Below are 26208 nucleotides of genomic sequence, written 5' to 3'. Positions count from 1 at the left end.
CATGGCTAAGCCGGTCCGCTCGGCGGAGGCCAGCCCGTCGCGGCACGTCGTGCATAATGCAGGACCGGCTCAAGGTCTCGATCATCGGGGCTCATGATCCGGCACGGCCGGCTCCATTCTCCGAACGCCCCCCGGATTCTCCACGCCTCTTGCGATCGGTGCGGGATGACTATCAAACAGGCATGGGGGATCGTGCGGGAGAATATCGTGAGGATATCGGGAAGGGGCGTTCTTCGCCTGCTGTCTGGCATCTCGTTATGGGCATCGGGGCTGACGTTCGCGGGGGCCGCCGTCGCGGCGGCGACGGAGGATGGCGCCACGCCGGGTGGAGAAGATCATGGGGCAGAACTTCCTGCGCTATGCCGAAACCATATGGGGCGCCTGAACGGATGATCGTCATCGGAGCGGAAGAGGTCGCGCGCCGGCTCGACCGGCGCGCCTGCATCGGGCTGATGCGCGATGCCATGATCGCCCTGTCGCAGGGGCGCACGCGGCAATTGCTGCGCGGGATCATCGATCTGGGCAGCGGCGACGCCTTCGGGGTGATGCCGGGCGCGATGGAGGGCGCGGGCTTCGGCGCCAAGCTGGTGAGCGTCTTCCCGTCCGCCGCAGCGCGCGGCCGTTCGCATCAGGGCGCGATCCTGCTGTTCGACCGGGAGACGGGCGCGCCGGTCTGCGTCATCGACGCGGGCGAGGTGACGGCGATCCGCACCGCCTGCGCCTCCGCCGCCGCGACCGACGCGCTCGCGCGCGCCGACGCCCGCCGGCTCGCCATCCTCGGCACCGGCGAGCAGGCATGGCAACATGCGCTGGCGATCCGCCACGTCCGCACGCTCGACCGGATCGTCCTGTGGGGGCGCTCGCCGGAGAAGGCCCACGCGCTCGCGGCACGGATCGCGGAGGCGACCGCGCTCCCCGTCGACATCGCCTCCAGCCCGGCCGAAGCCGCGCGCGATGCCGACATCCTCTGCACCACCACCGCCGCCAGCGAACCCATCCTGCACAGCGCCGAGGTGGCGGACGGCACCCATATCAACCTCGTGGGATCGAGCCGCGCGGGGCCGGTGGAGATCGACGGCGCGCTCGTCCGGCGCGCCCGCTTCTTCCCGGATCATCGCGAGGGCGTGCTGGCACAGGGCGCGGAATATCTGAAGGCGAGGGAAGCCGGCCTCGTCGACGAGGCGCATGTCCAGCCCGAGATCGGCGCGGTGTTCGCGGGCACGGCACCCGGCCGCCGCCATCCTGCGGAGGTGACGATCTACAAATCCCTCGGCTCGATCGTGCAGGATCTCGCCAGCGCGGCCTATCTCCACCGCCGGTCGAGGCTCGATTCCGGGGGCTGACCGGCGCTCGCAAATGTAGGCACGTTCCTACCTTGTGCCCGCCCTGCAACAGGTCGGCGCCCCCGGCCGGAAATCGTGCCGGCAGGGCGGTTTCCCGGCCTGAAATGACTTGCCGGGCCGCATCGGCTCCGCCTCTCTGACGACAAATCCGCCCGGCTGCGACAGCGATTGTCAGCGCTGTCCCGGAAGCGGCGATATCGGGAGTGGGGCATGACATTGGCTCAATTGAGCGTCGCTTTCTTCATGCAGATCTTCGTCATCCTCGCCGCCTGCCGCGCGACGGGCTGGGCGATGAAGCGGCTGTTCGATCAGCCGCAGGTGATGGGCGAGATGATCGCGGGCGTGATCCTCGGGCCGTCGCTGTTCGGCCTGCTGGCGCCCGGCGTGCAGGAGATGGTCTTCCCCAGGGATACGCGGCCGATGCTCTATGTCTGCGCCCAGCTCGGCGTCGGCCTGTACATGTTCCTCGTCGGCCTCGGCTTCCGCACCGATCATTTCCGGCTGAACGCCCGGAGCGCGGTGGCCGTCTCGCTGTCCGGCATGATCGCCCCCTTCCTGGTGGCGATCGCGCTCACGCCGTGGCTCCTCCACCTGCATCTGTTCGGCGACGGCATCGCACCGCCCCAGGCGATGCTGTTCATGGGCGCCGCGATCTCGATCACCGCCTTCCCCGTGCTGGCGCGGATCATCCAGGAGCGCGGGCTGGCCAGAACGCCGCTCGGCTCGCTGTCGCTGTCCGCCGGCGCGATCGACGATGCTGGTGCGTGGACGGTGCTCGCGATCGTGCTGGCGAGCTTCGGCGGCGGCCCCGGCGTCGCCATGAAGGCGGTGGCCGGCGGCGGGCTGTTCGCGCTGTTCATGTTCGGGCTGGGGCCGAAGCTGCTCGCCCCGCTCGCCCGCCGGGCCGAGCGCGAGGGCAAGGTCACGCCGCCGCTGCTCGCCATCGTCCTGATGCTGTTCATGCTGAGCGCCTGGGCGATGGACGGCGCCGGCCTGCATTCGGTGTTCGGCGGCTTCCTGCTCGGCGTCGCCATGCCGCGCGGGCTCCTGACCCGCGAACTGCGCAAGCAGCTCGAGCCTTTCACCGTCGGGCTGCTGGTGCCGATGTTCTTCACCTTCTCGGGGCTGAACACCCAGCTCACCATGGTCAATAGCTGGAGCCTGGCCGCGATCGCCACCGTGATCCTCGTCGGATCGGTCGCGGCGAAGGGCCTCGCCTGCTGGGGCGCCGCCCGCCTCACGGGGCAGGACAATCCGACGGCGATGGCGCTCGGCGCGCTGATGAACGCGCGCGGGCTGATGGAGCTTATCATCATCAACATCGGCCTTCAGAAGAGCGTCATCGGGCCGGCGCTGTTCTCGATGCTGGTGGTGATGGCGATCGTGACGACTCTGATGACGTCGCCGCTGTTCGAGATCGTCTACGGCCGGAAGGCGCGCGCCAGCGGGGAGCTCGGCCAGCTCAACGAGGAGGAGGACGAGGCGGCGCTCACCCCGCCGTCCGCCGCCCAGCCCGCCTGATCGCGAGCGCGCGGCCTAGGCGCTGCGGCGCATCGCCCAGATCAGCAACCTCGCGACCGTGATGCGATAGAGGCAGAGCCGCTCGTCCGGCCAGCACGCCCCATGGCGAGGGGATGCGTGGTGGCCGGCCGGGAGGCCGCGCTTGAGCCGCTTCAGGAGATACTCAGCCATTGGCGCGGCTCCACGAGAGACGATAGTCGATGCTCAGCCCGATATGATCGAACAGGTCGGCGGGACGACGCAGGACAAGCGACAGCGGCCCGGCCGGCGCGGCCGCCGGCATCGCCAGCCACGCCGCCGCACCCATCCGATATCCGATCCCGATCGACATTCGCCATCCTCGCCCGATGCAAGCGAGACGCCGGCCGATCGCGGAATCCGCAGCCCCGCCCATCCGACTGCGGGTCCGGCGGCCTGCCGGCGTCTTATCCCGGTCGGCGGCCGAGAGGCCGGCGATGGCCGGGGGAACAACCATGGGCAGGATCGAGCGTTGGGTCGCCGCCTTCATCATGATGACCGCCTTCGCCCCGCCGCTTCGCGCGCAGGGGCCGCGATGGCCTGCGCCGGCGGGCGGATGGTCGCTGGAGGCGGTGCTGCCGATGCCGGCCCGGCCGCGATGGACGCCCCTGCCCGATGCCCGGACGACGCTCCATGCATCGTCCATGGCCGATCCTTGGTCGACGATCGGCGGGGACGGCGCCCATGTGCGCCGGCGCAGCGTCGCCTTCGATCTCGGCGAGGCCACCGCCTCGTTCGACGGGCTCCGCGAACGCCTGACCACCGATGGCGTCACCAGCGCCAGACTATGGGCGTTCGGGCTGCATCTCGACTGGCCGGTGACGGTTGGAAACAGCCTGTCCGTGGGGCTCGCGCAATCCTTCGCGAAGAATGCGCAGCCGCCATGGCTCGTCGCGCGGTCGCATCTGTCGACCTCGTCGAGCACGATGGAGATGGCCTGGCTGCACGACGATCGCTGGCGGTTCAGCCTCGGCTGGCACCAGACCGGCGGCGCGAGCGCGGCGAACAGCGCCGAGCGGATGGCGGAACTCGCCAACGGAGCGCCGCTGCACGAAAGCGGCCTGCGGGCGACGCTGGCGCTGCTTCCGTTGGGCGGCGATGCCGGCGGAGCGCCCATGCTCGGGATCGAGACACGCTCGGAAACCGTCGCGAAGGACGATCTGGCATGGATCGGCAGCGGCGCCCGGCAGGACGATCGCCTGTCGATCTTCCTGCGGACCCGCTTCTGATGGCGGCGGTCACCCGCTTTACCGCCGGCGCTTCCCTCGCCTATCCTGCGCGCCTGTCGAGTACGGGCGGGAGGAACGGCATGGCGGATGGGCCGCTCGCCGAGAGGTTCATGATCCATCGCCCGGCCCTGCTGCGCTATCTGCGTGCCCGGGGCGCAGGCGACGAGGCCGACGATCTGCTCCAGGAATTGTGGATCAAGCTGGACGCCGGGAACGAAGCCGCCGCGATCCAGGACCAGCTCGCCTATCTCTATCGCATGGCGCACAATCTGATGCTCGACCGGCGGCGCAGCGCGGTGCGGCGGCAGGGCCGCGAGCAGGTCTATCACGAGGCCGTCCGCGGATCGGACGGGATGAGCGACGACGCGCCGGGCGCCGAACGGACGCTGATCGCGCGCGACAGGCTGCGGCATGTCGACCTTGCGCTATCGGCGCTGGGCACGCGCGCGGATTACATCTTCAGGCGGTATCGCGTGGAGGGCATTCCCCAGCGCCAGATCGCGGACGAACTCGGCATCACGGTCAGCGCCGTGGAGAAGCATCTCCAGCGCGCCTATCGCGCCGTCGCGGCGGCACAGCGGCGCTATGCCGAGGACAGCGCCACCGATCCCGCCAACAGGGAGGCAGAGGATGACGCCCGCTGAGCGCCAGCGCCACGAACAGGCGCTCGACTGGGTGCGCCGCATCCAGAACCCGGACTTCGCCGACTGGGAAGGTCATGCCCTCTGGCTGGAGAGCGATCCGGCCAACCCGGAGGCCTTCGACACCGCCTCGCTGCTGATCGAGGACGCGACGGAGGGGCTCGAACCGGCACACGCACCCGCGCCCACGATGCCGGTCAACGACAATGTCACGGCGCCCCCTTCGGGCGGCCGCTGGCGGCGGTGGAGTGCCGGGCTGGGGCTGGCGGCGGCCGCGTCGATCGCCGGGCTCGTCGCGCTTCCGGGCGGCGGGCAGCCCTATGCGATCGGCACCGCGCCCGGCGAGCATCGCACCGTGGCGCTCGGCGACGGCACGCAGGTGGCGCTGAACGGCGACAGCCTGATCCGCCTCGACAAGGCGAGGCCCCGCCTCGCCATCGTCGAGCGCGGGGAGGCCTTCTTCACGGTCGTGCATGACGCGGCCCATCCCTTCGAGGTGCAGGCCGGCGGCACGACCTTCCGGGATGTGGGCACCGCCTTCGATGTGGTACGCACCGGCGACAGCACCGAGATGGCGGTTCGCGAGGGGGCGGTGATGGTCGATCCGGCGGGCATGGCGCTGCGCCTCGATGGCGGCCAGTCGGTTCGGATCGCGGCGGGCGGCGCGATCGTGCGCGACGCCGATCCGCAGACGATCGGAAGCTGGCGGCAGGGCCGGCTGCTCTATCGGGACGCCGTCCTCGCCGACGTCGCCACCGATCTCGCCCGCAGCATCGGCCAGCCGGTGAGCGTCGACGGGGCGATCCGTCAACGCCGCTTCAGCGGGGTCATCATGATCGATCCAGATCGCCCGCGCATGTTCCAACGGCTGTCGGCGGTGATGGGCATCGCGATCTTGCGGGACGGCGCCGGCTGGCGGATGGCGCTGCCCGCCCGGTGAGGCCCGCCATTCTGGTCGCCGCGTGCGGGGCGGTGGCGGTGCCCGCAGGTGCAGCCGCCGCCCGCCCCGTCGCCTTTGCCGTGCCTGCTGGCCCGCTGCGCTCGGCGATCGTCGCGATCGGCGATCAGGCGGGCGTGACCATCGGCCTCACCGACAATGCGCTGGGGACGATTCCCGTGCGGGGCGTACAGGGGACGATGAGCGTCGCGAAGGCGCTCTCCCGGCTGCTCGCGGGCACGCCGGCGCGCTTCGTCCAGATCGACGGGCAGACCTTCCAGATCCTGCGCGCGACGCTCCCTGCCCGCCCCGAACGCGTCTTGCCCAAACGTCAGGCTCTGTCGGGCACGGAGCCCGCCATCGTCGTCACCGGCAGCAAGCGGGCGGAGACGATCGACGATTATGCCGGCAGCGTCGCGCTCGTCGATCCTGGCAGCCTGCGCCCCGGCCGGCTGGCGCACGGATCGGACGCGCTCGTCGAGCAACTGCCGATCCTCTCCTCGACGCATCTCGGGCCGGGGCGCAACAAGCTCTTCATCCGGGGTGTGGCGGATTCGAGCTTCAACGGGCCGACACAGGCGACTGTAGGGCAATATCTCGGCGAGGTGCGCCTGAACTACAGCGCGCCCGATCCCGATCTCGCGCTCTACGACATCGCCTCGGTGGAGGTGCTGGAGGGGCCGCAGGGCACGCTCTACGGCGCCGGATCGCTGGGCGGCGTGGTGCGGCTGGTGCCGACGCCCCCCGATCTTTCGCACGGCCTGCTCTCGATCGCAGGCGGAGGATCGCTGACCGCACGCGGCGCGCCGGGGGTGGACGGAGCCGCCATCGTCGACCTGCCGCTGATCCCTGATCGGCTGGGGCTCAGGGCGGTTGGCTATGGCAGCATCGACGGCGGCTATATCGACGATCCCGCGCGTGGCCGCGCCGACATCAACCGGACGACGACCCGCGGCGGCCGCGCCACGCTGCGTTTCCAGCCAGCGCCCGACTGGACCGTCGATCTCGGCGGCGTGCTCCAGAACATCGACAGCCGCGACGGCCAATATGCCGAACGGGGCCTGCCGCCCCTCTCCCGCCAGAGCGTCATCGCCCAGCCTTTCGACAATGACTATTCGCTGGCCAGCGTCGTCGTCCGCCATGACGCAGGGGCGACGACCTTCGTCTCGGCCACGTCGGCGGTGTTCCACGACGTCGGCTCGACCTACGACGCCAGCCCCTCGCCGGCGCAACCGATGCGCTATCAGGAGGATGACTCCATCTTCCTCCTCACCAACGAGACGCGGCTGTCGCATCGCGCCGGCAATGGCGGCGGCTGGGTCGTCGGCGCCGAACTGCTGCGCAGCACCGACCGGCTGACCCGCACGCTCGGGCCGGTCGGTGCCGAGGGCAGCCTCTCGGGCACGAGCAACACGGTGGAGCAGGCCTCGATCTATGGGGAGGCGACGCTCCGCCTCGCGCGGCGCTGGTTCGTGACCGGCGGCGCGCGGCTGGGGCTGACGCGGCTGGTCGGCGACGTGATCGACCGCGTGCCCGCACAGGGGGACGACGACCGGCGGCGCCACGACCGCTCCCTGCTGCCGTCCGTCGGCATCGTCTGGAAGGCGGCCCCGCGTCTCTCCTTCTATGGCCGCTATCAGGAGGGCTATCGACCCGGCGGCCTGTCGGTGCAGGCGAGCGGCACGCAGCGCTTCGAGGCGGACAGCCTCGCCACCTGGGAACTGGGGATGCGCTATGGCGGGGCCGCCGATCGCTTCGGCGCGACGCTGGCCGGCTCCTACGCCCATTGGGAGGACATCCAGGCTGATCTGATCGACGCGGCCGGCCTGCCCTTCACCGCCAATATCGGCTCCGGCCGGATCGTCGGCCTCGAATTTCAGGGGCATTGGAAACCCACCGCGCATCTGACCCTCGAAGGCGCGACCTTCCTCAGCGACAGCACCCTGTCGAAGCCCGCCCCCGCCTTCGTCGCCGAGAAGGACGCATCGCTCCCCAACATCGCGGACGTGACCCTGCGGGCCGGCGCGCGCTACGCTTTCGAGATCGCGGGACGACGGATCGAGACCAGCGCCTCGGTCCGCTATGTCGGCCATTCGCGGCTCGGCGCGGGGACGGCGATCGATCTGCGTCAGGGGCGCTATGCCGATGTCGCGCTCGGCCTGACCGCTCCCGTCGGCCGCGCCACCCTCTCGCTCGACGCGACCAACCTGCTCGACGCGCGGCGCAACATCTTCGCGCTCGGCAACCCGTTCGGCGTCGCCGCCGGCCGGCAGGTCACGCCGCTGCGCCCGCGCACCATCCGGCTCGGGGCCGCCTTCTCCTTCTGACGGAGCGCGACTGCGGATCGGTCGGGTGAGCGGCGTCATGCGGTTATGCGAACCGCCCCTCGCCCGCTCCCGCCCCGCACGATTCCGATGGCGGGCGGCGCGGCATGAGCGGCACGCCCCGCATCCTCTGCTTCCTGCACACGACCGGGGAAGGAGGCGTCGAGCGCACCGCGCTGCGCCTCTGCCGCGCGTGGCGACGGGCGGGGGCGGACGTCCAGATCGTGCTCGGCCGGGACGACGGCGACGCCGACCTCCGGGACATGCCGCCGCTCTTCCTGACGAGGCCGCCCTTCGCGGTCGGCTGGATCGAGACGCTGTGGATGCTGCTCTGGCTGCCCGCGCTCATCCGCGATGAACGACCGGACATCCTCTTCTGTCCGGGCAACAGCTATACGGTGGTGGCGGTCGCGCTGAAGCTGTGGCTCGGCCGGCGCTGCCCGCCCGTGGTCGCCAAGATCAGCAACGATCACGGGCGATCCGACCTGCCGTGGCCGGTGCGCTTCCTCTATCATCGCTGGTGCCGTCTTCAGGGGCGCCTGATCGATCATTTCATCGCGCTCTCCCCGGCGATGCGGGACGAGGCGGCGGCGATCCTGCGGCTCCCCTCCAGGCGGATCAGCGTCCTCCCCAATCCCGTGCTCGATGCCGCGAGGCTGGCCAGGCTGGTGCGCGCAGGCGAAGCGGCGCGCGCATCCCGTGGCGCGGGACGGCGCTTCCTCGCCGCGGGCCGGCTCGTCCGGCAGAAGGACTTTGCGATGCTGATCGAGGCGTTCGCCATGGCCCGCGCGCCCGAAGACCGGCTGACCATCCTCGGCGACGGCCCCGAACGCGGCCGGCTCGAAGCGCTGGTGGAGAGGCTGGGGCTGGGCGACCGCGTCTCCCTGCCCGGCGCGGGCAATGCCGAGGAAGAGATCGGGCGGAGCGACATCCTGCTCCTCTCCTCCCGCTACGAAGGCGTGCCGGGGATCGTCGTCGAGAGCATCGCGGCTGGCCTCCCCGTCATCGCGACCGACTGCTGCGCCAGCATGGCGGAGCTGCTGGGCGAACACGGCACGCTCGTTTCCATCGGAGGGCGGGGCGCGATGGCGCTGGCGATCGCGGTCGCCCGTCTTCCCGGCCCCCGCGACGATATCGCCGCCTGGGCGGCCCGCTACGACGCGCACCGGAGCGCGCGGGCCTATCTCGCCCTGTTCGCCCGCCTTGCCGCCCGCCGGCAGGGCGGCCCCGCCTATGCGACGCCGGGCGCCATCGACATCGAAGCCGCCTGACCCGGAGACAGCGTGCAGACCGGTACTTCCATCGCCTCCCCCACTTTCCCCATCGCATGGGATCCCGAGGAGCTTCGCCAGCGGACCACCGGATGGCGCGGATGGGTATCGCCCGCCATCTCCATGGGCGTCCTGCTGACGGCGCTGATCCAATTGCGGGCACTCGATCTCGGGCATCTCCCGGCGATGCTGCCGGTGCGGCCGGCGTTCTGGCTGGCGCTGGTGGGAGCCTATCTCGCGCTGCCGGTCAGCGAATGGCTGATCTACCGCCGGTTATGGTCGCTTCCGCTGTCCGGGTTCATCCCGCTGCTGCGCAAGCGCATCTCCAACGAAATCCTGCTCGGCTATTCGGGCGAAGTCTATTTCTACGCCTGGATGCGGCGGAGGCGACGGCTGTCCGCGACGCCCTTCGGCGTCATCAAGGATGTGTCGGTGCTGTCGGCGCAGACCGGCAATCTCGTCACGCTGGCGATGCTGGGGCTGGCGTGGCCGGCGCTCGGCACGCTCCAGCTCGGCCAGCATGGGCGCGCGCTGCTCCTCTCCGCCATGGTGGTGGCGGCGATGTCGCTTCCGGCCATGCTGCTCCGGCGACGGCTGTTCACCCTCGCGCGCCCGGAACTCTGGCGGATCTCGGCCCTCCACCTCGCGAGGATCGCGGCATCGCTGCTGCTCTCGGCGCTGGCATGGCACGAGGCCCTGCCCGCCGTGGCGCTCAGTTGGTGGGTTCTGCTCGCGGCGCTGCGCCAGCTCCTGTCGCGGCTTCCGCTGATGCCGAACAAGGACATCGTGTTCGCCGGCCTCATCACCTATCTGATCGGCGCGCGCGGCGATCTCGCGAATGTCGTGGCGATCACCGCCTCGCTCATCCTGCTCGCCCATCTCGTCCTCGGCATCGCCCTCGCGCTCGCCGACCTGCTGACGCCGCCGGCGGGGCACGCACGATGATCCGCCGCCTCGCGCTTCTTGCGCTCATCGGCGCGGCGCCGATCGCGTCGAACCCGAGCCTCGGCACCGCGGAAGGACGTTGTCGCCCGAACGAACAGGGGCCGGCCATCCTCATCAGCCCGCTCGGCCTCAAGGACCGGACGGGGACGCTGCGCGCCGAACTCTTCCCGCCCGATCAGGCCGACTTCCTTGCCGACGACAATGTGCTGGTCGCCGCGCACAAGACCTTCCGCCGCGTGACCATCCCGCTGCCACCGAAGGGGCCGGTGTCGCTCTGCATCCGTGTGCCGTCGCCCGGCGTCTATACGCTGGCGCTCACGCACGACCGGGCGGGCAAGCCGAAGTTCGACTTCTGGCGCGACGGCGTCGGCTTTCCGGGCAATCCCGCTATCGGCCACGCCGCGCCCCCGGCCGCCGAGGCCCGCATCCTCGCCGGCCCCGGCCTCACCCGAACCGCCATCATCCTCAACTATCGCCGGGGTATCCTCGGCTTCGGGCCGCTCGGCTGACGCCGCCCCCGACATCGGGAAATTGCGAGGCCCCAAACCGTGCGATCGCCGCTAGATATCCTCCAGCACCCAAGATCATGCAGAAGGCACGCCATGCGGATTCCGATCGCCAAGGATGACGAGGCCACCGCCATTCCGCGCATCCATGGCGCGAAGCCCATGATCGGCGACGATCGCCCCGGCCCGATCGTCGCGCTCGAGTTCGGCCGGTGAGGCGCGTCGCCCTCCCGCTCCTGCTGCTCGCAAGCGCCTGCCAGCATTATGCGCCGGCCCCGCTCGCGATGCGCGCGCCGCTGGTCGAGCGGGCCGCCGCCGGGCCGCCGCTCGACATCGACGCAGTGGTGCGGCTCGCGCTGGAGAATGATCCCGATCTCAAGGCCGCGCGCGCGAAGCGGGGCGTCGCCGACGCGGCGCTGATCCAGAGCGGCATCCTGCCCAATCCATCGCTGGCGGGCGCGTTCCTGCCGCTGGTGTCCGGGATCGGCGTGGCACCGGCGTGGAGCGTCGGGCTATCGACCGACATCAAGGCGCTCGTCACCTATCGCTCCCGCCAGCGCGCGGCGCGCGACACGGCGGGGCAGGCGGCGGCCGATCTGCTGTGGCAGGAGTGGCAGGTCGCGGGGCAGGCCCGCCAGCTCGCGGCCGATCTTATCGCGACGCGACGCCAGAAACGATCGGCGGAAGAGGCTTTCCGCCTCCTCTCGGCGCGCGATCGGGCGATGCGGACGGCCCTCGCGGCGGGCGACGTCACGCTGGTCACGGCCTCCCCGAGCTTCTCCGCCGTTCAGACCGCGCGGAGCACTCTCGACACGATCGACCAGCGCCTGCTCCAGCTCCGGCATCAGCTCGACGCGCTGCTCGGCTTCGCGCCCGATGTCGAGCTGCCGCTGGTCCCGGCCATCGCGCTGCCGCCTTTCGATCCGGCCGCGATCCGGGCTTCGCTCGCCACCCTGCCGCAGCGGCGGCCCGATCTGCTGGCGCTCCGCCTCGGCTATGCCGCGCAGGAGGAAAGCGTGCGGCAGGCGATCCTCACCCAATTCCCCGATCTGGTGCTGGGCGGCTCGGCCACCAGCGATTCCAGCAAGGTCGTCAATGTCGGGCCGGAAGCGACCATCGGCCTGCCGATCTTCGATCGCGGACAGGGCGCCATCGCCACCGCTCGCGCCACCCGAGCCCAGCTACGGGCCGAATATGCCGCGCGCCTCGCCACCGCGACGGGCGAAGTCGGCGCCGCGCTCGCCGAGATGGCGCAGCTTGAACGCCAGCTCGCCGTCGCCCGCGCCGCGCTCCCCGCCGCAAGGCTGGCGGCGGAGCACGCGCAGGCCGCACGCGGCCAGTCCGCCATCGAGGAAGCCGCCTATGTCGATCTCATCGCCAATCGCTTCACCAGGGAACAGGATGTCATGGCGCTCGAAACCGCGCTGATGGACCGGCAGATCGCCTTGCAGACGCTGGTCGGCGCAGGCCTGCCCACCGTGGAGACGCTCCCGGCGACGGAGGCCGCCCGATGAGGCGGCCGCTCGCCCTCGCCATGATCGCGGCCCTGAGCGGCTGCGGAACCGGGCAGCCCGCCCGCGCGCCCGATGCCGGCGTGGCCGTCTCCACCGTCATCCCTCGACAGGGCACCATGCCGCGCTGGCTGACGGCCTATGGCAGCGTCACCCCGTCCTCCTCGGGCACCGAGACGCTGAGCATCGCGCAGCCGGGGCAGGTCGCCGCCCTGCTGGTGACGGCGGGCGCGCGCGTCCATGCCGGCCAGCCGCTCGTCCGCTTCGCGGTCGCGCCGTCCGCCTTGTCCGGTTACGAAGCGGCCACCACCACGCTCGCCACCGCGATCCGGCAGCGCGACACCACCGCTCGCCTGCTCGCCCAGCAGCTCGCCACGCGCGACCAGCTCACCCAGGCGGACAAGGCCGTGGCGGACGCGAAAGCCGCGCTCGATGCCCAGCGCCGCGAAGGCGCGGGTCAGGCGATCCAGATCGTGCGCGCACCGTTCGACGGCATCGTCACCGCGCTTCCCGTCGCGGCCGGCGACCGCCCCCAGCCCGGCACGGGGCTGGCCATCGTCGCGCGCAGTGGTGGGGTGATCGCCACCGCCGGCATCGACCCGTCCGAGCGCGATCATGTCCGCCCCGGCCAGACCGCACGGCTCACCCGGCTGAGCGGCGGCCCCACCATCGCCGCGCGGGTGCTCCGCATCGATGGACAGCTCAATCCCGCCACGCGCCTGATCGACGTCGATCTCGGCTTCCCGGCCGGCGCGCTGCTCCCCGGCGAGGCGGTGAAGGCCGAGATCGCGACCGGCACCAGCACGGGCTGGACCGTGCCCCACGCCGCCGTCGTCACGGACGATGACGGCGCCCATGTCTTCCAGATCGCCGGGGGCCGCGCCAAAGCCGTTCCGGTCACCATCGTGCAGGCGTCCGCCATACAGGATGTCGTGCAGGGCGCGCTCGATCCCACGCGTCCGCTGATCGTGGAGGGTGCCTATCAGGTCGAGGATGGCGGCGCCGTCCGCATGGATCGCTGATGCGTTTCGAAGCCCTGATCGAGCGCCAGTCGCGCGCCGTGCTGGTGATCGCGCTGGCGCTCGCGCTCGCCGGGATCGCGGCGGCGCTGTCGCTGCCGATCGGCCTGTTCCCGCAGGTCTCCTTCCCGCGCGTCGTGGTCGATCTCGATGCCGGCAGCCGCCCCGCCGACCAGACCGCCATGCTGGTGACCCGCCCGGTCGAGGATGCGCTGCGCACCATCCCCGGCGTCGCCGATGTCCGCTCCGAGACGACGCGCGGATCGGCGCAGATCTCGATCGATTTCGGCTGGGGCCGCGACATGATGGCCGAGACGCTGATGGTGGACAGCGCCATCGCCCGTGCCCTCCCCACGCTGCCGGCCGGAACCGCCTACAACGTCCGCCGCATGGACCCGACGGTCTTCCCGATCATCTCCTATGCGCTGGTGTCGGATCATCCCGATGCCGTGGCGCTCCGGGACTTCGGCCTCTATCAGATCATCCCGCGCCTCTCCTCCATCCCCGGCCTCGCCCGCGTCGACGTGCAGGGCGGGGATACCGCCGAGGTGGAGGTTCTGGCCGATCCGCAGCGGCTGGCGGCGGCCGGTCTCGCCATGCCCGATCTCGCCGCCGCGATCCGCAACGGCAATGTGCTGAGCGCGGTCGGGCAGGTGCAGGATCGCGGGCGCCTGTCGCTCGTCATCGCCGACCGCAGCCTGACCGGCGCGGGACAGATCGGTGACGTCGTCGTCAAGGCCGCCCCGCAGGGCGTGGTGCGCGTGAAGGATGTCGCCACCGTCCAGCGCGGCGTCGCGCCCGTCTGGCAGCGCGTGGTCGAGGACGGCAAGCCCGCCGTCCTGCTCAACATCTTCGAGCAGCCCGACGGCAATGCCGTGAAGATCGCCCACAGCGTCGCCGCCCGGCTGGCGGGGATGCCGCTTCCGCCGGGTGTCCGCCTCGTCTGCTGGTACGATCAGAGCCAGCTCGTCACCCAGTCGGTGGCGAGCGTGCGGGATGCCGTCCTGATCGGGCTGGTGCTGGCGGCGCTGGTGCTCTTCCTGTTCCTGAAGAGCTGGCGCGTGACGCTGATCGCGCTGCTCGTCGTGCCGGCGACGCTGGCCGCCACGGTGCTGGTGCTGAGCCTGTCCGGCATGAGCTTCAACATCATGACGCTGGGCGGGATCGCGGCCGCGGTCGGCCTGCTGATCGACGACGTGATCGTCATGGTCGAACATATCGCCCGCCGCGCCGCCACCGCCGGCCGGGACGCCGTGCTGCCCGCCGCGCGCGAGTTCCTGAAGCCGCTGACCGGATCGAGCCTGGCGACGCTGATCGTCTTCCTTCCGCTCTCCTTCCTCACCGGCGTGACGGGCGCCTTCTCCAAGGCCCTGTCGCTGACGATGGCGGCGGCACTGGCGATCAGTTGGGCGATGACGGCCTTCGTGGTGCCGCTGCTCGCGCGCCGGATCGTCGATTTCGCCACCTGGCACGATCCGGCCGCCGACGGCGAGAACTGGCTCGACCGGCAGCATATCCGCGCGCTCGACCGGCTCGGGGCAAGGCCGTGGCTGGTCGCGGTGGCAGCCCTGGCGCTGCTCGGGCTCGGTGCCCTCGCCTGGTCGAAGGTGCCGACCGGCTTCATGCCGAAGGTCGACGAGAGCGGCTTCGTCATGGACTATTATACGAAGCCCGGCACCTCGCTCGACGAGACCAGCCGCGAGATGGCTGAGGTCGATGCCATCCTGAAGGCCGACCCGGACGTCGCCACCTTCTCGCGCAGGCTCGGCACCGGCCTCGGCGGGGATCTCGGCCAGAGCTATCATGGCGACTATTTCGTCCGCCTCAGGCCCGGCCACTCCCGATCGACCGAGGCGGTCATGTCCGACGTGCTGGCCGAAGTGACGGCGAAAGTGCCCGGCGTGGACGTCGAGCTGGCCCAGCTCATGGAAGATCTGATCGGCGATCTCACCGCCGTGCCGCAGCCGATCGAGGTCAAGCTCTTCGCCGCCGACCCCGCTCCCTTGCGTGCGGAAGCCGAGAAGGTCGCCGCGCTCATCGGCAGGATCGACGGCGTGGTCGAGGTGAAGAGCGGCCTGCAACTGGCCGGCGACGCGCTGGACGTGAAGATCGATCCCGTGCGGGCCGGTTTCGAGGGCGTGACGCCCGCCGATGTCGAGACCGCGCTCAACGACGCGCTGACCGGCGCGGTCGCCACCTCGCTTCCGCAGGCGGACAAGATGGTCGACGTCCGCGTCCGCCTCCCCAACGCGCTGAGCCTCACCGAGGACGAACTGGCTCGCCTGCCGATCCGCGCGGCGGACGGCCATGTCCTTCCGCTCGGCCGCGTCGCGGAGGTCGTGCGCGTCACCGGTCAGCCGCAGATCGCTCGGGAGAATCTGGAGCCGCTGGTCGCCGTCACCGGCCGCATCGAGGGGCGCGGCATCGGCTCCGCCGTCGCCGACGTGAAGGCCGCGCTGGACAAGCCCGGCGTGCTGTCGCCCGGCATACGCTACGAGCTGGGCGGGCTCTACCAGCAGCAGCAGATCGCCTTTGCCGGGCTCGCCCGCGTGTTCGCGGCGGCGCTGATGGCGGAGTTCATCCTCCTCCTGCTCCTCTATCGCCGCTTCGCGACACCCGCGATCATCATCGGCTGCTCGCTCTTCTCCACCCTCGCGGTGTTCATCGCGCTGTGGCTGACGGGCGTGGAACTCAACATCACCGCACTGATGGGCATGACGATGATTATCGGCATCGGCACCGAGATGGCGATCTTCTACATCTCCGAATATGAGGCGCTGCGCGGCACGCTCCCGGCCGCCGAAGCCGCCCGCGCCGCCAGCCGCAACCGGCTGCGCCCGATCACGATGACGACGCTCGCCGCGATCCTGACGCTGCTGCCGCTGGCGCTCGCCATCGGCCAGGGATCGGGCATCCAGCAGCCGCTCGCCATCGCCATCATCGGCGGCCTGCTGCTCCAGTATCCACTCGTCCTGCTGATCATGCCGGGGCTGGTGCGCCGGGCGGACGTCGGCTGACCGGCTTCATCACGAAAAAGCGCGCGGGCCGCCGGATTTGGCGGCCCGCGAACGGGGAAGGATCAGCGGCTTTTCCGCGCCTCGATCACACGCTGGACGTCCTGCTTGAGCAGATAGACGGAGACCACCAGCAGGACGAGATCCTTGAGCAGGAACGCCGTCACCATCGTCATCGCCGGGAAACCGCCCGCATTCGGATCCCATGCGCCGGGAACGAAGGGGATGACGGTGACGGTGGCGATGAAGGTGAAGATCGATCCGAGAGCGCCCAGAGCGCCCAGCTTCTTGTTCCAGAAGCCCAGAAGGATGAGCGTTCCGAAGGTCCATTCCGACGTGCCGAGGAAGATGCTCGTGCCCTTGATGCCCAGCACCGGGATCGTCCAGAAGATGAAGGGGCCATGGGTGATGATGGGCAGAAGCCCCTGGATTTCGGCCTGAAACCATTTGTCGTACCCGAACCATGCGAAGATGACGACCATCGCGGCACGGAGCAGATGATAATCGAGATCGTGGCGGAGCAGTCCCGAGCGGTCGAGCTTGTCGATGATGAGATTCATGATGTCCTCCTGTTGCAGACGTGACGACGAAAGGGTGGGCGCCGCTCCGGGGAAGGGGCAGGGAGAGCGGCGCCCTTCCGGCGGTCAGTCGACCGCCGGAAAGTCGATCGCGGTGTCGTTGATGCGGTTGAAGACGTTGGTGAACGTGGTCAGCGCGATGGCGAGGCTGATGTCGACGATCTGCGCGTCGGTGTAGCCGGCCGCCTTGATCGCATCGAACTCCCCGGCGGCGATCGTGCCGCTGGTGCCGGCGAGCAGCTTCACGAAGCGGATCAGCGCATCGCGCTTCGCATCGCCGGTCGGCTCCCCGGCGCGGATATGCCTCAGCGCATCCTGCGACAGGCCCGTCATCTTGCCGAGCAGGCTGTGCGCGGCGACGCAATAGTCACAGCCGGCGACCACGCTCACCAGCAGCTTGATCGTCTCCCGATCCTGCTTGTCGAGCGAGCCCGAGGCGAGCACGCCCTCGGCGGCGAGCACCGCCTTGAGCGCGGCCGGGCCATGGGCGCCGATGGCGGCATAGGTGTTCGGCACGCTGCCGGCGGCCTTCCTGATCTGGGCGTAGACCTCGGCGGTGGCGCCGGTCGCGGTGTCGAGGGCGGGGGTTGCGATGCGAGACATGGTGACACTCCTTGCTGTTCAGGCGTCCCGTTCGGACGTTGAGTGTCGTATGAACCCACAAGGCGAGATTGCTAATTCCAGATCGGCTCACTATTATGCTCGATAGTATCATTCATGGAGCCTGATATGCCGGACATCACCGATTGGCTGAGCCGGCTGCTGGAACTGGTGCCGGTCAGCGGACGGGTCGAGCATCGCTGCTTCTTCGGCGCCCCGTGGCAACTCACCTTCGAGACGGCCGGGCCGGGAGAGATTCCCTATCATATCGTGCTCGCCGGATCGGCGACGCTGGACGATCCATCCGGTGCGCCGTCGCGCCGGCTGACGGCGGGGGACATCGTGCTGCTGCCGCACGGCTCCGCGCATATCCTCAACGACGGCAGCGGCGCCGATCCCGCGCCATCGCGCAAGCGCCCCGGCCTCACGCTGACGATCGACGAGAATGAGGGAACGGGCGAGCGGCTCGACATCCTGTGCGGGCGCTTCAGGCTGTCCGCCGCCCATGAGCGGCTGATCCGAAACTATCTGCCCGCGCAACTGGTGGTCAGCGCGGCCGAGCACACCGCCGCGACCGCGCGGCCGGGGACGAGCGCCCAGCTCGCCGGTCTGGTCGGGTTGATGCGGCTGGAATCGGCGGACGAGAATCTCGGCGGACGCGCGATGCTGGACGCGCTCTCCACCGCCACCTTCGCGCTGACGCTGCGCCTCGCCAGCGAGGCCGAGGGCGCGCCGGACGGCCTGCTGGCATTGGCCGGGCATCCCCGGCTGGCCCCCGCCCTCACCGCGCTGTTCAACGAGCCCGCGCGGAGCTGGACGCTGCCGGAGCTGGCGGGGCTCTGCGCCATGTCGCGCGCCACCTTCATCCGCCAGTTCCAGCAGAGCCTCGGCCGTTCGGCGACCGACCTGCTCACCGATATCCGCATGACGATCGCGGCCAACCAGCTCCGCACCTCGTCCGCCTCGACCGGCGCCGTCGCCGAGGATGTCGGCTATCAGTCCGAAGCCGCGTTCCAGCGCGCCTTCAAGCTGCATATGGGCGTGACACCCGCCCAATATCGCCGGCAGATGCGCGAGACGGTGTCCGCCGATCCGGGCTGACGCAGGGCCTGCTTCGCACGTCGGACCCGAATAAAACCCCGCCGAAAGAATGCTTCATTTTGGCGGGTTTCAAACTGTCTCCCAAAACACGCACCTCGGCGCAATAGATCGCGCCGAAGAGAGTCGCTCATTGCGAAGAAGCATCGTCTCTTCTTACAGTAGCATGACAGGAATGGGGCACCCGAACCCGCGACAAAGCGGGCGGCAGTGGCCCACACACTGTTGGGGGATGGCACATGTCGGCGTTTTCCGAGCGTGGGTCCGTGCTCGCGATTGCGGGTAGGGCCGGGCAGTTTCAGGCGCAAGCCACGCCCACCGGACATTCCAGCGCCGTCGCGGACCCGCAACAGCCGGATACGGCGATCCCGCCCCATCGGTAGGCCGAAAGGCGCGCCACCGACGCGTTCCGCATCGCACATGCCGCAACGGAGGGAGGAAGACACACCGGACAACAGGATCGATCCAATGAAAGCATAATAATATATCCAGGGGAGGATCAGGACCATGAGCCATCATAACGGGGCCGGGTTTGCACTGCTTTCGCTCGCATCGACGTCGATTCTGGCGTTGACGGCACCGCTCCACGCGCAGTCCGCGCCGACATCGGACGCCAGCCAGGACATCATCGTCACCGCGACCAAGCGTTCGGTCTTGTTGCAGAACGTGCCCTTCTCGATCAACGCGCAGACGGCGCAGGACATCCAGCGAGCCCATGCGACCACGCTGGAGGATCTGTCGCGCAACATCGCCGGCCTCACGATCCAGAATCTGGGGCCGGGCCAGAGTCAGGTCGCCATCCGCGGCGTATCGTCGGGCCAGATCGCGCGCGACCAGCCCGGCGTGCAGGAGCAGGTCGGCGTCTATCTCGACGAATCCGTGATCTCGATGTCGCTCTTCACGCCCGATCTCGACCTTTACGACCTCAATCGCGTCGAGACGCTGCGCGGGCCGCAGGGCACGCTGTTCGGCGCCGGTTCGGAAGGCGGGACGATCCGCTACATCACCAACCAGCCGACGACGTCCAAGACCGAGGCCTCGATCGAAGGCAATTTCAACGCGATCGACGGCGGCGGCCTCGGGGGCTCGGCCAAGGGCATGGTCAATGTGCCGCTGACCCCGGATCTGGCGGTGCGCGCGGTCGGCTATTATACTTTCTATCCGGGCTTCATCGACGCGCGCTATCTGAACGGCAGCGAGCGCAAGAATGTCAACGAGGGCTTCCGCACGGGCGGCCGCCTCGCCTTCGCCTGGAAGCCGACGGATGACATCACGATCACGCCGCGCGTGCTGTTCCAGCATCTCCACACGGACGGCTTCAACCGCCGCGACATCTTCAATCTCTACGGCAACGCGTTCACCGATCCGCCCGTCCATCTCGGCAAGAACGAGCAGCTCCTGCTCCACCCCGAGGCCTTCGACGACAAGCTGTTCATCGCGGACAACACGGCCACCATCAAGCTGGGCGGCGTCGCGCTGACATCGGTCTCGACCTATACCCACCGCAAGCTCTTCATCGATCGCGACGACAGCACGCTGGACGGCAGCGTGTCGGTCGATCTGGGCCTTCCCGACGCCGCCGTGCTGCTGCCTTCGAGCCTGATCGACCGGACCCGGCTCAACCAGTTCACGCAGGAAGTCCGTCTGGCCTCCGACAATGACGGGCCGTTCCAATGGGTCGTCGGCGGCTTCTATCTCCACAACACGAGGGACTATTCGCAGCGCTCGATCGAGCCCGGCTACGACGCCTATGTCGATGCCGCGCTCGGCGCCGGAACGTCGGCCGCGGTCGCCAACGGCTTCCCGGCGGACACGCCCTACGCCTCCGACATTCCGTACAAATTGCGGGAACTCGCCGCCTTCGCGGAGGCGACCTACGACGTTTTGCCGGTGCTGCACGTCACCGCCGGCGGGCGCTATTACGACTATAAGGAAAAGCGCCGCTTCGTGTCGGGCGGTCTCTACGCCAACGGCGACAACCGCACGGACCAGACCAAGTCCAACGGGTTCACCCCGCGCTTTCTGGTGAGCTGGGATGCGACGCCGAACGTCAAGATCAACGCGCAGGCGTCCAAGGGCTTCCGCCTCGGCGGCGTCAACGATCCGCTCAACCTGCCGCTGTGCGACGGCGGGGTTCCCAACGGACCGGACGCGCAGACCTTCGGCGGCCACCCCAACTACAAGGACGAGACGCTCTGGGATTATGAGGGCGGCGTGAAGGCGCATTTCGGCCCGCTCCGCGTCAACGCGGCCTTCTTCTACAACCGCATCCAGAATTTGCAGGTGACGGCGGACGCCGGCTCCTGCTCGTCGCGCGTGATCTTCAACGTGCCCAAGGCCCATGCCGAGGGCGCCGAGTGGGAGTTCGCCTACACGCCGGTCCACGGGCTCGATCTGAACCTGTCGGGAACCTACACCCACTCGGTCTTCGATTCCACGATCGAGGGGCCGAGCGGAACGCCGGTGGCCGGCATCCGCGACGGCAATCGCCTGCCGACGGTGCCCAATTTCCAGTTGTCGGCCGGCGGCACCTACACGCAGCCGGTCAATCGGGAGAAGGGGATCGATGCCTTCCTCACCGCTTCCTACCAATATATCGGCAGCCGCTACACGCAGCCCGCCGATCAGGAGGGCAATCCGCAGAGCTTCGTGTCGAACCTGCCGTTCGGCGGCGCGAGCGGCCTCGATGCGACCGTGCTCAATCTGAAGCTGCCGAAATATGAGATCGTCAATCTCAGCACCGGGCTGCGCTTTCCCGCGCAGATGGAGATATCCATCTACATCAACAATCTGCTGAACAAGCAGGCGCTGCTCTCGTTCGATCGCGAACGCGGCGGCCGCGCCCGGCTCGCCTTCGAGGTCAACCAGCCGCGCACCGTCGGCATGACGTTCAGCAAGCATTTCTGACCGTCATGGTGCAGGGTCGCCGCCGGCCGGAAGGCCTCGGGCGGCGGCCCTGCCCCGATCATCCCGTTACCGAATCCCGAAATGCCGTTCGAGCGCCTCCGCACCCGGCGCCGTGATCGTGATGGCGCGGCTGTCGGGCATCTCGCGCAGCCACCGCTCGTCCAGAAAGAGCTGGAGCAGCCCCCGCCCGAGCGCGCCCGCCACATGGGGCCGCCGCTCGCTCCAGTCCATGCATGGCCGGCAGAACGCCCTTTGTCGTCCGACAGGCATGTCCGGGGACGATCGATCGTCGAGGTCGAGCCCCAGACGCCGTGCGAACCCGACACCCGAAGCCGTCAGCATCGCGGCCTCCGGCGTCCATTCGAGATGGCCCGACTCCACCAGGAAATCGGCGATCCGAACCGCGACATCGCCCGCGAGATGATCGTAGCATCGGCGCGCGCGCCGCATCGCGCGATCGGCCGGCCCCGAACGGACGGGTCGCGCCCAACGCGCGGCATCGGCGACGCCCGCCACGCCCATCATGGTCTCGATCATGCGGGCGACGGCGGGCGTCGCCAGCCGGAAATAGCGATGACGCCCTTGCGGGATCATGGCGAGGAGGCCGCCCTCCACAAGCCGCGCGAGATGGCCGCTGGCGGTCGCCGGCGTGACGCCGGAGGCACGGGCCAGCTCGCCCGCGGTCAGCGCCCGCCCGTCCATGAGCGTGACCAGCATCGCGGTTCGGGCCGGCTCGCCCACCAGAGCCCCGATCTCGGCAAGGGGAATGATGCTGCTCATGGCGCCAGCATAGCGCGATCGGGCGGCGGATGCTTCGGCGGCGGCCGAAACATCCGGCGGGACGAACGCGATATCCCCGGCTCCCCGGAAAGGAGCCATCATGATTACCTGCATCATCCGCTACGAGATCGATCCCTACAGGCAGGACGCCTTCGAGGAATATGCCCGCAACTGGGGGCGCGTGATCCCCCGGTGCGGGGCGGACCTGATCGGCTATTTCGCGCCCCATGAGGGCACCGCGACGACCGCCTACGGAATCTATACGATCGAGAACCTGGCCGCCTACGAAGCCTATCGCGCCCGGCTCAAGGCCGACCCGCTTGGACGCGAAAACCTTGCATTGAGCCGGCGCGAGCAGATCATCCGGCGGGAGGATCGGCAATTCTTCAGGCTGGTATCCACCGGTTGAGCGACGACGATAACGGGAAACGGGAGATAGCCATGCCGACCATATCAGAGAAGCGCGCCACGTTCCGCAGGCTGCATGAAAGCGGCTTCTTCATCATCCCCAATGCCTGGGATGCCGGCAGCGCCGTCCGGCTCACCGGCCTCGGCTTCAGGGCCATCGCCTCGACCAGCGCGGGGGCGGCGTGGGCCGCCGGCAAGGAGGATGGCCAGATGAGCCGGGACGAGGTGCTGGCGCATCTCGGGGCGCTGGTCGACGCCACGCCCCTGCCCGTCAACGCCGATTTCGAGAACGGCTTTGCGGACGCTCCCCCGGATGTCGCCGCGAACGTCGCGATGGCGGTGGCGACGGGCGTGGCGGGGCTTTCGATCGAGGACTGGTCGGGCTCCGCCATGTATGAGACCAGCCTCGCCGTCGACCGGATCGCGGCCGCGCGCGCGGCGATCGACGCGATCGATCCGGCCGTGATGCTGATCGGCCGCAACGAGAATTTCCGGGTGAAGGACATGCCGGTGCGGGACAGCATCGCCCGGGCGATCGCCTATGCGGATGCCGGCGCCGACTGCCTGTTCGTCCCCTTCCTTCTCGATCCGGGGGCGGTGGCCGAACTGGTGGCGGCCGTCGCGCCGAAGCCCGTGAATGTCGTCGTCCACGACTATGATGAGAGCACCCGCGCGCTTGCCGATCTGGGCGTCCGCCGATGCAGCGTGGGGGCCAGCCTTGCCGGCCGGGCCTGGGCGTCGTTCGAAGAAGCCGCCACCGCCCTCAGGCGAGCGGAAGCATAAGGCGATAACGGGGCGCCGGCCCCGCCCGCCCCAACATGACCAAAGCTTATGGACGGGTACAGGCTTCGGCCATCGGCCGCCGCCCATGCGCTCCGTCTTGTGCTCCGTGACCGCCCCCGTGGCGCGCGAAGAACGAAGACGGCGCGAGGCAGAGTTTTGGGTATGGACAATGTGCGTCACCGCGGCGGCGAAGCGACCGCCCGGATGATATCGGGCGGCCGGGGCGCGGCCCTCCTCCTGGCGTGCGGCCTGACCGCCGGGGCGGCCCAGGCCGAGGATGCCGTCGCCGCCGGCACGCCAAAGTCCGTCACCGCCAAGGCCGACGCGGCCGAAGCGATCGACGCGGCCAAGGACCAGATTCTCGTGGAAGCGCACCGGCAATATGGCGCGGTCGCGACGGAGGTTCCGGCCGAAGCGACGCTCAATGCGCAGGCCATCGGCGCGCTCGGCGCGGCCGATCTCAGCGAGGTGTTCGAGGATCTCGCCCCCGAGATCAAGAATGGCGACAGCGACGCCGGAAAGAACACTCCCGCGCCGATCGTGCTGGTGAACGGCCAGCGGATCGCCGGCTTCTCCTCGATCCGCGACCTCCCGCCCGAGGCCGTCCGGCGGATCGAGATCTTCCCGGAGAAGGTCGCGCTCGAATATGGCTATACGCCCGACCAGCGGGTGGTGAACGTCGTGCTGCGCCGGGATTATCATGCGCTCACGCTGCTCGGCCGCTACACGATGGCGCCGGACGACTGGCGCGGCATCTATCGCGCCAAGGCCGATCTTCTCCGCATCGACGAGAACGGCCATTGGGACATCAACCTCGACTATCGCCACCAGGATCCGATCTTCGCGGACACCACGCTCGCGGGCGCCGGCAGCACGGCATCCGTTCCCGCCCACACGCTCGCCACGCAGAGCGATGACCTGACGATCAGCGGCGACCTCACGCGCAATCTCGGCCCGCTCACCGCCGAGTTGACCGGCCGCCTCGATCTCGGCGCGTTGCAGAGCCGGCTGGGTCTTTCCGACGAGGATGGCGGCCTTCTCGATCAGCAGGGTTCGCCGGGCCTCCTGAGCGGGCCGCGCTATCGCTCCGACCAGACCGTCGACGCGCAGACGAACCTGACGCTCAACGGCAAGCTCGACACCTGGCGCTGGTCGTTCGTCGGCAAGCTGGACGACACCACGCGCCTGACCCGCACCTACGATGCCGCCGACGCCGGAAAGTTCGCTGGCATCCTCCTGCCCTCTCCGGCCCTGCTCGACGATCGCTGCGCCGCCGGGACGCTGGCCGACTGCGTCGCCACCGACACGCGCGAGGCGAGCGGCGATTTCTATCTGAACGGGCATCTTTTCGCGCTGCCGGCCGGCCCCGTCACCGCCGCTCTGCGGACGGGCTTCGCCTTCTCGGGCATCCGCAGCGACTCCCCGGTCGCGCCGCAGGACGCGACACGCTCGCGCGACGAAGGCAATGTGCAGGCGAACCTGGATTTCCCCATCACGTCGCGCCATTCCGCGCTGGGCAAGCTGTCGGTGGGCGTCAATGGCGAGGCGCGCCAGCTTTCCGACTTCGGCACGCTCTCCACCTTCGGATCGACGCTCGACTGGTCACCGGTCGCACCGGTCGAGATCATCGCCTCCTTCCGCCACGAGGAACAGGCGCCGACCCTGCTCCAGCTCGGCGAGGCCGCGCTCGACACCCCCGATCTTCGCGCGTTCGACTTCGTGACCGGGGAGACGTCGATCGTGCAGCGGATCGAGGGCGGTAACGCCGCGCTCCGGCCCGCGACCTCCCGCGTCGCGAACGTCCGCATCCAGGCGACCCCGCTCCACTCGATCGACCTGACGCTGTCCGCCGAATATACGATCGATCGCACCCGCAATCCGATCACCAGCATCACCGCGGCGACCTCGGCGGCGGAGGCGGCCTTCCCGGATCGCTTCACCCGCAACGCGGACGGCTATCTGACCGCGCTCGACGTGAGCCCGGTCAACCTCGCGCGGCGCGACCGGCAGCAGGTGCGCTGGGGGCTCAACTATTCCACCGCCTTCGGCGCCCCGCACCCCGCCTCGGCCAACCCGGCGCCCGGCGCCACGCCGCCGATGATCCGCAACCAGTTCCAGATCGCGCTCTACGACACATGGCGCCTCCAGGACGATGTGACGCTCCGCGACGGGCAACCCCGCCTGGACCTGCTCGACGGCGATTTCCTGAGCGACATGGGCGGCACGCCCGCGCACCAGATCGAGCTTCAGACCACCCTCTCGACACGCACCTGGAGCGCCGACGTCAACGCCCAGTGGCAGACCCGCACGACCACGCGCGTGGGGGCGCTTCAGGACGAGCAGCTCAGCTTCTCGCAGGGGGTCACCGTCAACCTGCGGCTTCAGTTCAACCTCGCCTATCAGCCTTGGCTCACCCACCTGCTGCCCTTCCTGCGCGGCAGCCTCAACCTCTCGGCCGACAATGTGCTCGGCGCCCATACGACGGTGCATGATGCGCGGGGCGCCGTTCCGCTCGCCTATGGCGAATCCTATCTGAACCCGACCGGGCGGACCTTCCGCATCACGCTGCGCAAGCGCTTCCGCTGAAAATCCGGGCTCTGCTGCACTGCAAAAACCATCTTGCCCGCCCTTGCGATATGCGGCAGCATAGCTGGTGAAATCTCGGGACACCCGCCCAACGAAGGGCTGATGTCCCGGCTGCCCGCAAGGGTATGAAGCATAGGCAACGCCGCCATCGGCCGGCCCTTCGGGGTCCGGTCGGTGGCGGCTTTTTTA

Annotated in this window: 22 protein-coding genes; 17 read left to right on the top strand and 5 right to left on the bottom strand. The window is 69.5% G+C overall.

Annotation, left to right across the window (positions count from 1 at the left end; genetic code table 11):
- Positions 1–389 precede the first annotated feature (389 nt).
- Together FHS98_RS12895 and FHS98_RS12890 are read left to right on the top strand one after the other, a co-directional pair.
- Positions 390–1343 (top strand): ornithine cyclodeaminase family protein, encoded by a 954-nt coding sequence (locus FHS98_RS12895; RefSeq protein ID WP_167105577.1) that lies wholly within the window; start codon positions 390–392, stop codon positions 1341–1343.
- Between the two features lie 210 nt (positions 1344–1553).
- Entirely contained in the window at positions 1554–2864 is a 1311-nt protein-coding gene (locus FHS98_RS12890) for a cation:proton antiporter (RefSeq protein WP_167105574.1), read from the top strand.
- A 15-nt stretch (positions 2865–2879) separates the two neighbouring features.
- On the opposite strand, the gene FHS98_RS12885 is transcribed toward FHS98_RS12890, so the two are convergent.
- Both FHS98_RS12885 and FHS98_RS12880 read right to left on the bottom strand, forming a co-directional pair.
- Positions 2880–3035 carry a hypothetical protein gene (locus FHS98_RS12885; RefSeq protein ID WP_167105571.1) on the bottom strand — a complete coding sequence of 52 codons (156 nt, stop codon included), beginning with the start codon at positions 3033–3035 and terminating at the stop codon, positions 2880–2882.
- Entirely contained in the window at positions 3028–3195 is a 168-nt protein-coding gene (locus tag FHS98_RS12880; protein WP_167105568.1) for a hypothetical protein, read from the bottom strand. Before FHS98_RS12880 ends, FHS98_RS12885 begins: the two co-directional genes overlap by 8 nt.
- A gap of 124 nt (positions 3196–3319) precedes the next feature.
- On the opposite strand from FHS98_RS12880, the gene FHS98_RS12875 reads away from it, so the two are divergent.
- From FHS98_RS12875 to FHS98_RS12830, 10 genes are all read left to right on the top strand, one after another.
- Positions 3320–4111 (top strand): hypothetical protein, encoded by a 792-nt coding sequence (locus FHS98_RS12875; RefSeq protein WP_167105565.1) that lies wholly within the window; start codon positions 3320–3322, stop codon positions 4109–4111.
- Positions 4111–4755 carry an RNA polymerase sigma factor gene (locus FHS98_RS12870; protein WP_243848021.1) on the top strand — a complete coding sequence of 215 codons (645 nt, stop codon included), beginning with the start codon at positions 4111–4113 and terminating at the stop codon, positions 4753–4755. The genes FHS98_RS12875 and FHS98_RS12870 overlap by 1 nt, the downstream gene beginning before the upstream one ends.
- A complete protein-coding gene (locus FHS98_RS12865) occupies positions 4742–5692 on the top strand; it encodes a FecR family protein (RefSeq protein WP_167105562.1) in 951 nt (316 codons plus the stop codon). Before FHS98_RS12870 ends, FHS98_RS12865 begins: the two co-directional genes overlap by 14 nt.
- On the top strand, positions 5689–8016 hold the full coding sequence (locus FHS98_RS12860; RefSeq protein WP_341786063.1) for a TonB-dependent receptor: 2328 nt from the start codon (positions 5689–5691) through the stop codon (positions 8014–8016). Before FHS98_RS12865 ends, FHS98_RS12860 begins: the two co-directional genes overlap by 4 nt.
- Before the next feature lie 104 nt (positions 8017–8120).
- Positions 8121–9284 (top strand): glycosyltransferase, encoded by a 1164-nt coding sequence (locus tag FHS98_RS12855; protein ID WP_167105559.1) that lies wholly within the window; start codon positions 8121–8123, stop codon positions 9282–9284.
- Between the two features lie 12 nt (positions 9285–9296).
- A complete protein-coding gene (locus FHS98_RS12850) occupies positions 9297–10229 on the top strand; it encodes a hypothetical protein (RefSeq protein WP_208402257.1) in 933 nt (310 codons plus the stop codon).
- Positions 10226–10738 (top strand): DUF2141 domain-containing protein, encoded by a 513-nt coding sequence (locus tag FHS98_RS12845; protein WP_167105556.1) that lies wholly within the window; start codon positions 10226–10228, stop codon positions 10736–10738. Before FHS98_RS12850 ends, FHS98_RS12845 begins: the two co-directional genes overlap by 4 nt.
- A gap of 209 nt (positions 10739–10947) precedes the next feature.
- On the top strand, positions 10948–12249 hold the full coding sequence (locus FHS98_RS12840; protein ID WP_167105553.1) for a TolC family protein: 1302 nt from the start codon (positions 10948–10950) through the stop codon (positions 12247–12249).
- Positions 12246–13268, top strand: coding sequence for an efflux RND transporter periplasmic adaptor subunit (locus tag FHS98_RS12835; RefSeq protein ID WP_167105550.1), 1023 nt, complete (start codon positions 12246–12248; stop codon positions 13266–13268). The genes FHS98_RS12840 and FHS98_RS12835 overlap by 4 nt, the downstream gene beginning before the upstream one ends.
- The gene (locus FHS98_RS12830; RefSeq protein ID WP_167105547.1) at positions 13268–16282 is read left to right on the top strand and encodes an efflux RND transporter permease subunit; all 3015 of its coding nucleotides are present in this window, start codon (positions 13268–13270) and stop codon (positions 16280–16282) included. The genes FHS98_RS12835 and FHS98_RS12830 overlap by 1 nt, the downstream gene beginning before the upstream one ends.
- A 62-nt stretch (positions 16283–16344) precedes the next feature.
- Here FHS98_RS12830 and FHS98_RS12825 read toward each other — a convergent pair whose 3' ends face one another.
- Complete coding sequence (locus tag FHS98_RS12825) at positions 16345–16839, bottom strand: YkgB family protein (RefSeq protein WP_167105544.1); 495 nt, start codon at positions 16837–16839, stop codon at positions 16345–16347.
- Positions 16840–16923: 84 nt separating this feature from the next.
- Complete coding sequence (locus FHS98_RS12820; RefSeq protein WP_167105541.1) at positions 16924–17460, bottom strand: carboxymuconolactone decarboxylase family protein; 537 nt, start codon at positions 17458–17460, stop codon at positions 16924–16926.
- A 126-nt stretch (positions 17461–17586) separates the two neighbouring features.
- Between FHS98_RS12820 and FHS98_RS12815 the strand changes: the two genes are divergently transcribed.
- Both FHS98_RS12815 and FHS98_RS12810 read left to right on the top strand, forming a co-directional pair.
- On the top strand, positions 17587–18558 hold the full coding sequence (locus FHS98_RS12815; RefSeq protein WP_167105538.1) for an AraC family transcriptional regulator: 972 nt from the start codon (positions 17587–17589) through the stop codon (positions 18556–18558).
- A 504-nt stretch (positions 18559–19062) separates the two neighbouring features.
- Positions 19063–21462 (top strand): TonB-dependent receptor, encoded by a 2400-nt coding sequence (locus tag FHS98_RS12810; RefSeq protein WP_167105535.1) that lies wholly within the window; start codon positions 19063–19065, stop codon positions 21460–21462.
- Positions 21463–21528: 66 nt separating this feature from the next.
- On the opposite strand, the gene FHS98_RS12805 is transcribed toward FHS98_RS12810, so the two are convergent.
- The gene (locus tag FHS98_RS12805; protein WP_167105532.1) at positions 21529–22242 is read right to left on the bottom strand and encodes an ArsR/SmtB family transcription factor; all 714 of its coding nucleotides are present in this window, start codon (positions 22240–22242) and stop codon (positions 21529–21531) included.
- A gap of 100 nt (positions 22243–22342) precedes the next feature.
- Between FHS98_RS12805 and FHS98_RS12800 the strand changes: the two genes are divergently transcribed.
- The 3 genes from FHS98_RS12800 to FHS98_RS12790 all read left to right on the top strand — a co-directional run bounded on the left by FHS98_RS12800 (position 22343) and on the right by FHS98_RS12790 (position 26019).
- The gene (locus tag FHS98_RS12800; RefSeq protein ID WP_167105529.1) at positions 22343–22651 is read left to right on the top strand and encodes an NIPSNAP family protein; all 309 of its coding nucleotides are present in this window, start codon (positions 22343–22345) and stop codon (positions 22649–22651) included.
- Between the two features lie 32 nt (positions 22652–22683).
- The gene (locus FHS98_RS12795; protein WP_167105526.1) at positions 22684–23433 is read left to right on the top strand and encodes an isocitrate lyase/PEP mutase family protein; all 750 of its coding nucleotides are present in this window, start codon (positions 22684–22686) and stop codon (positions 23431–23433) included.
- A 162-nt stretch (positions 23434–23595) separates the two neighbouring features.
- On the top strand, positions 23596–26019 hold the full coding sequence (locus FHS98_RS12790) for a TonB-dependent receptor (protein WP_167105523.1): 2424 nt from the start codon (positions 23596–23598) through the stop codon (positions 26017–26019).
- The last annotated feature ends 189 nt before the right edge of the window (positions 26020–26208 follow it).

Origin of the sequence: Sphingomonas oligoaromativorans (assembly GCF_011762195.1) — a bacterium.
GTDB lineage: Bacteria > Pseudomonadota > Alphaproteobacteria > Sphingomonadales > Sphingomonadaceae > Solisphingomonas > Solisphingomonas oligoaromativorans.
This window is presented reverse-complemented; position numbering and strand designations above follow the sequence as displayed.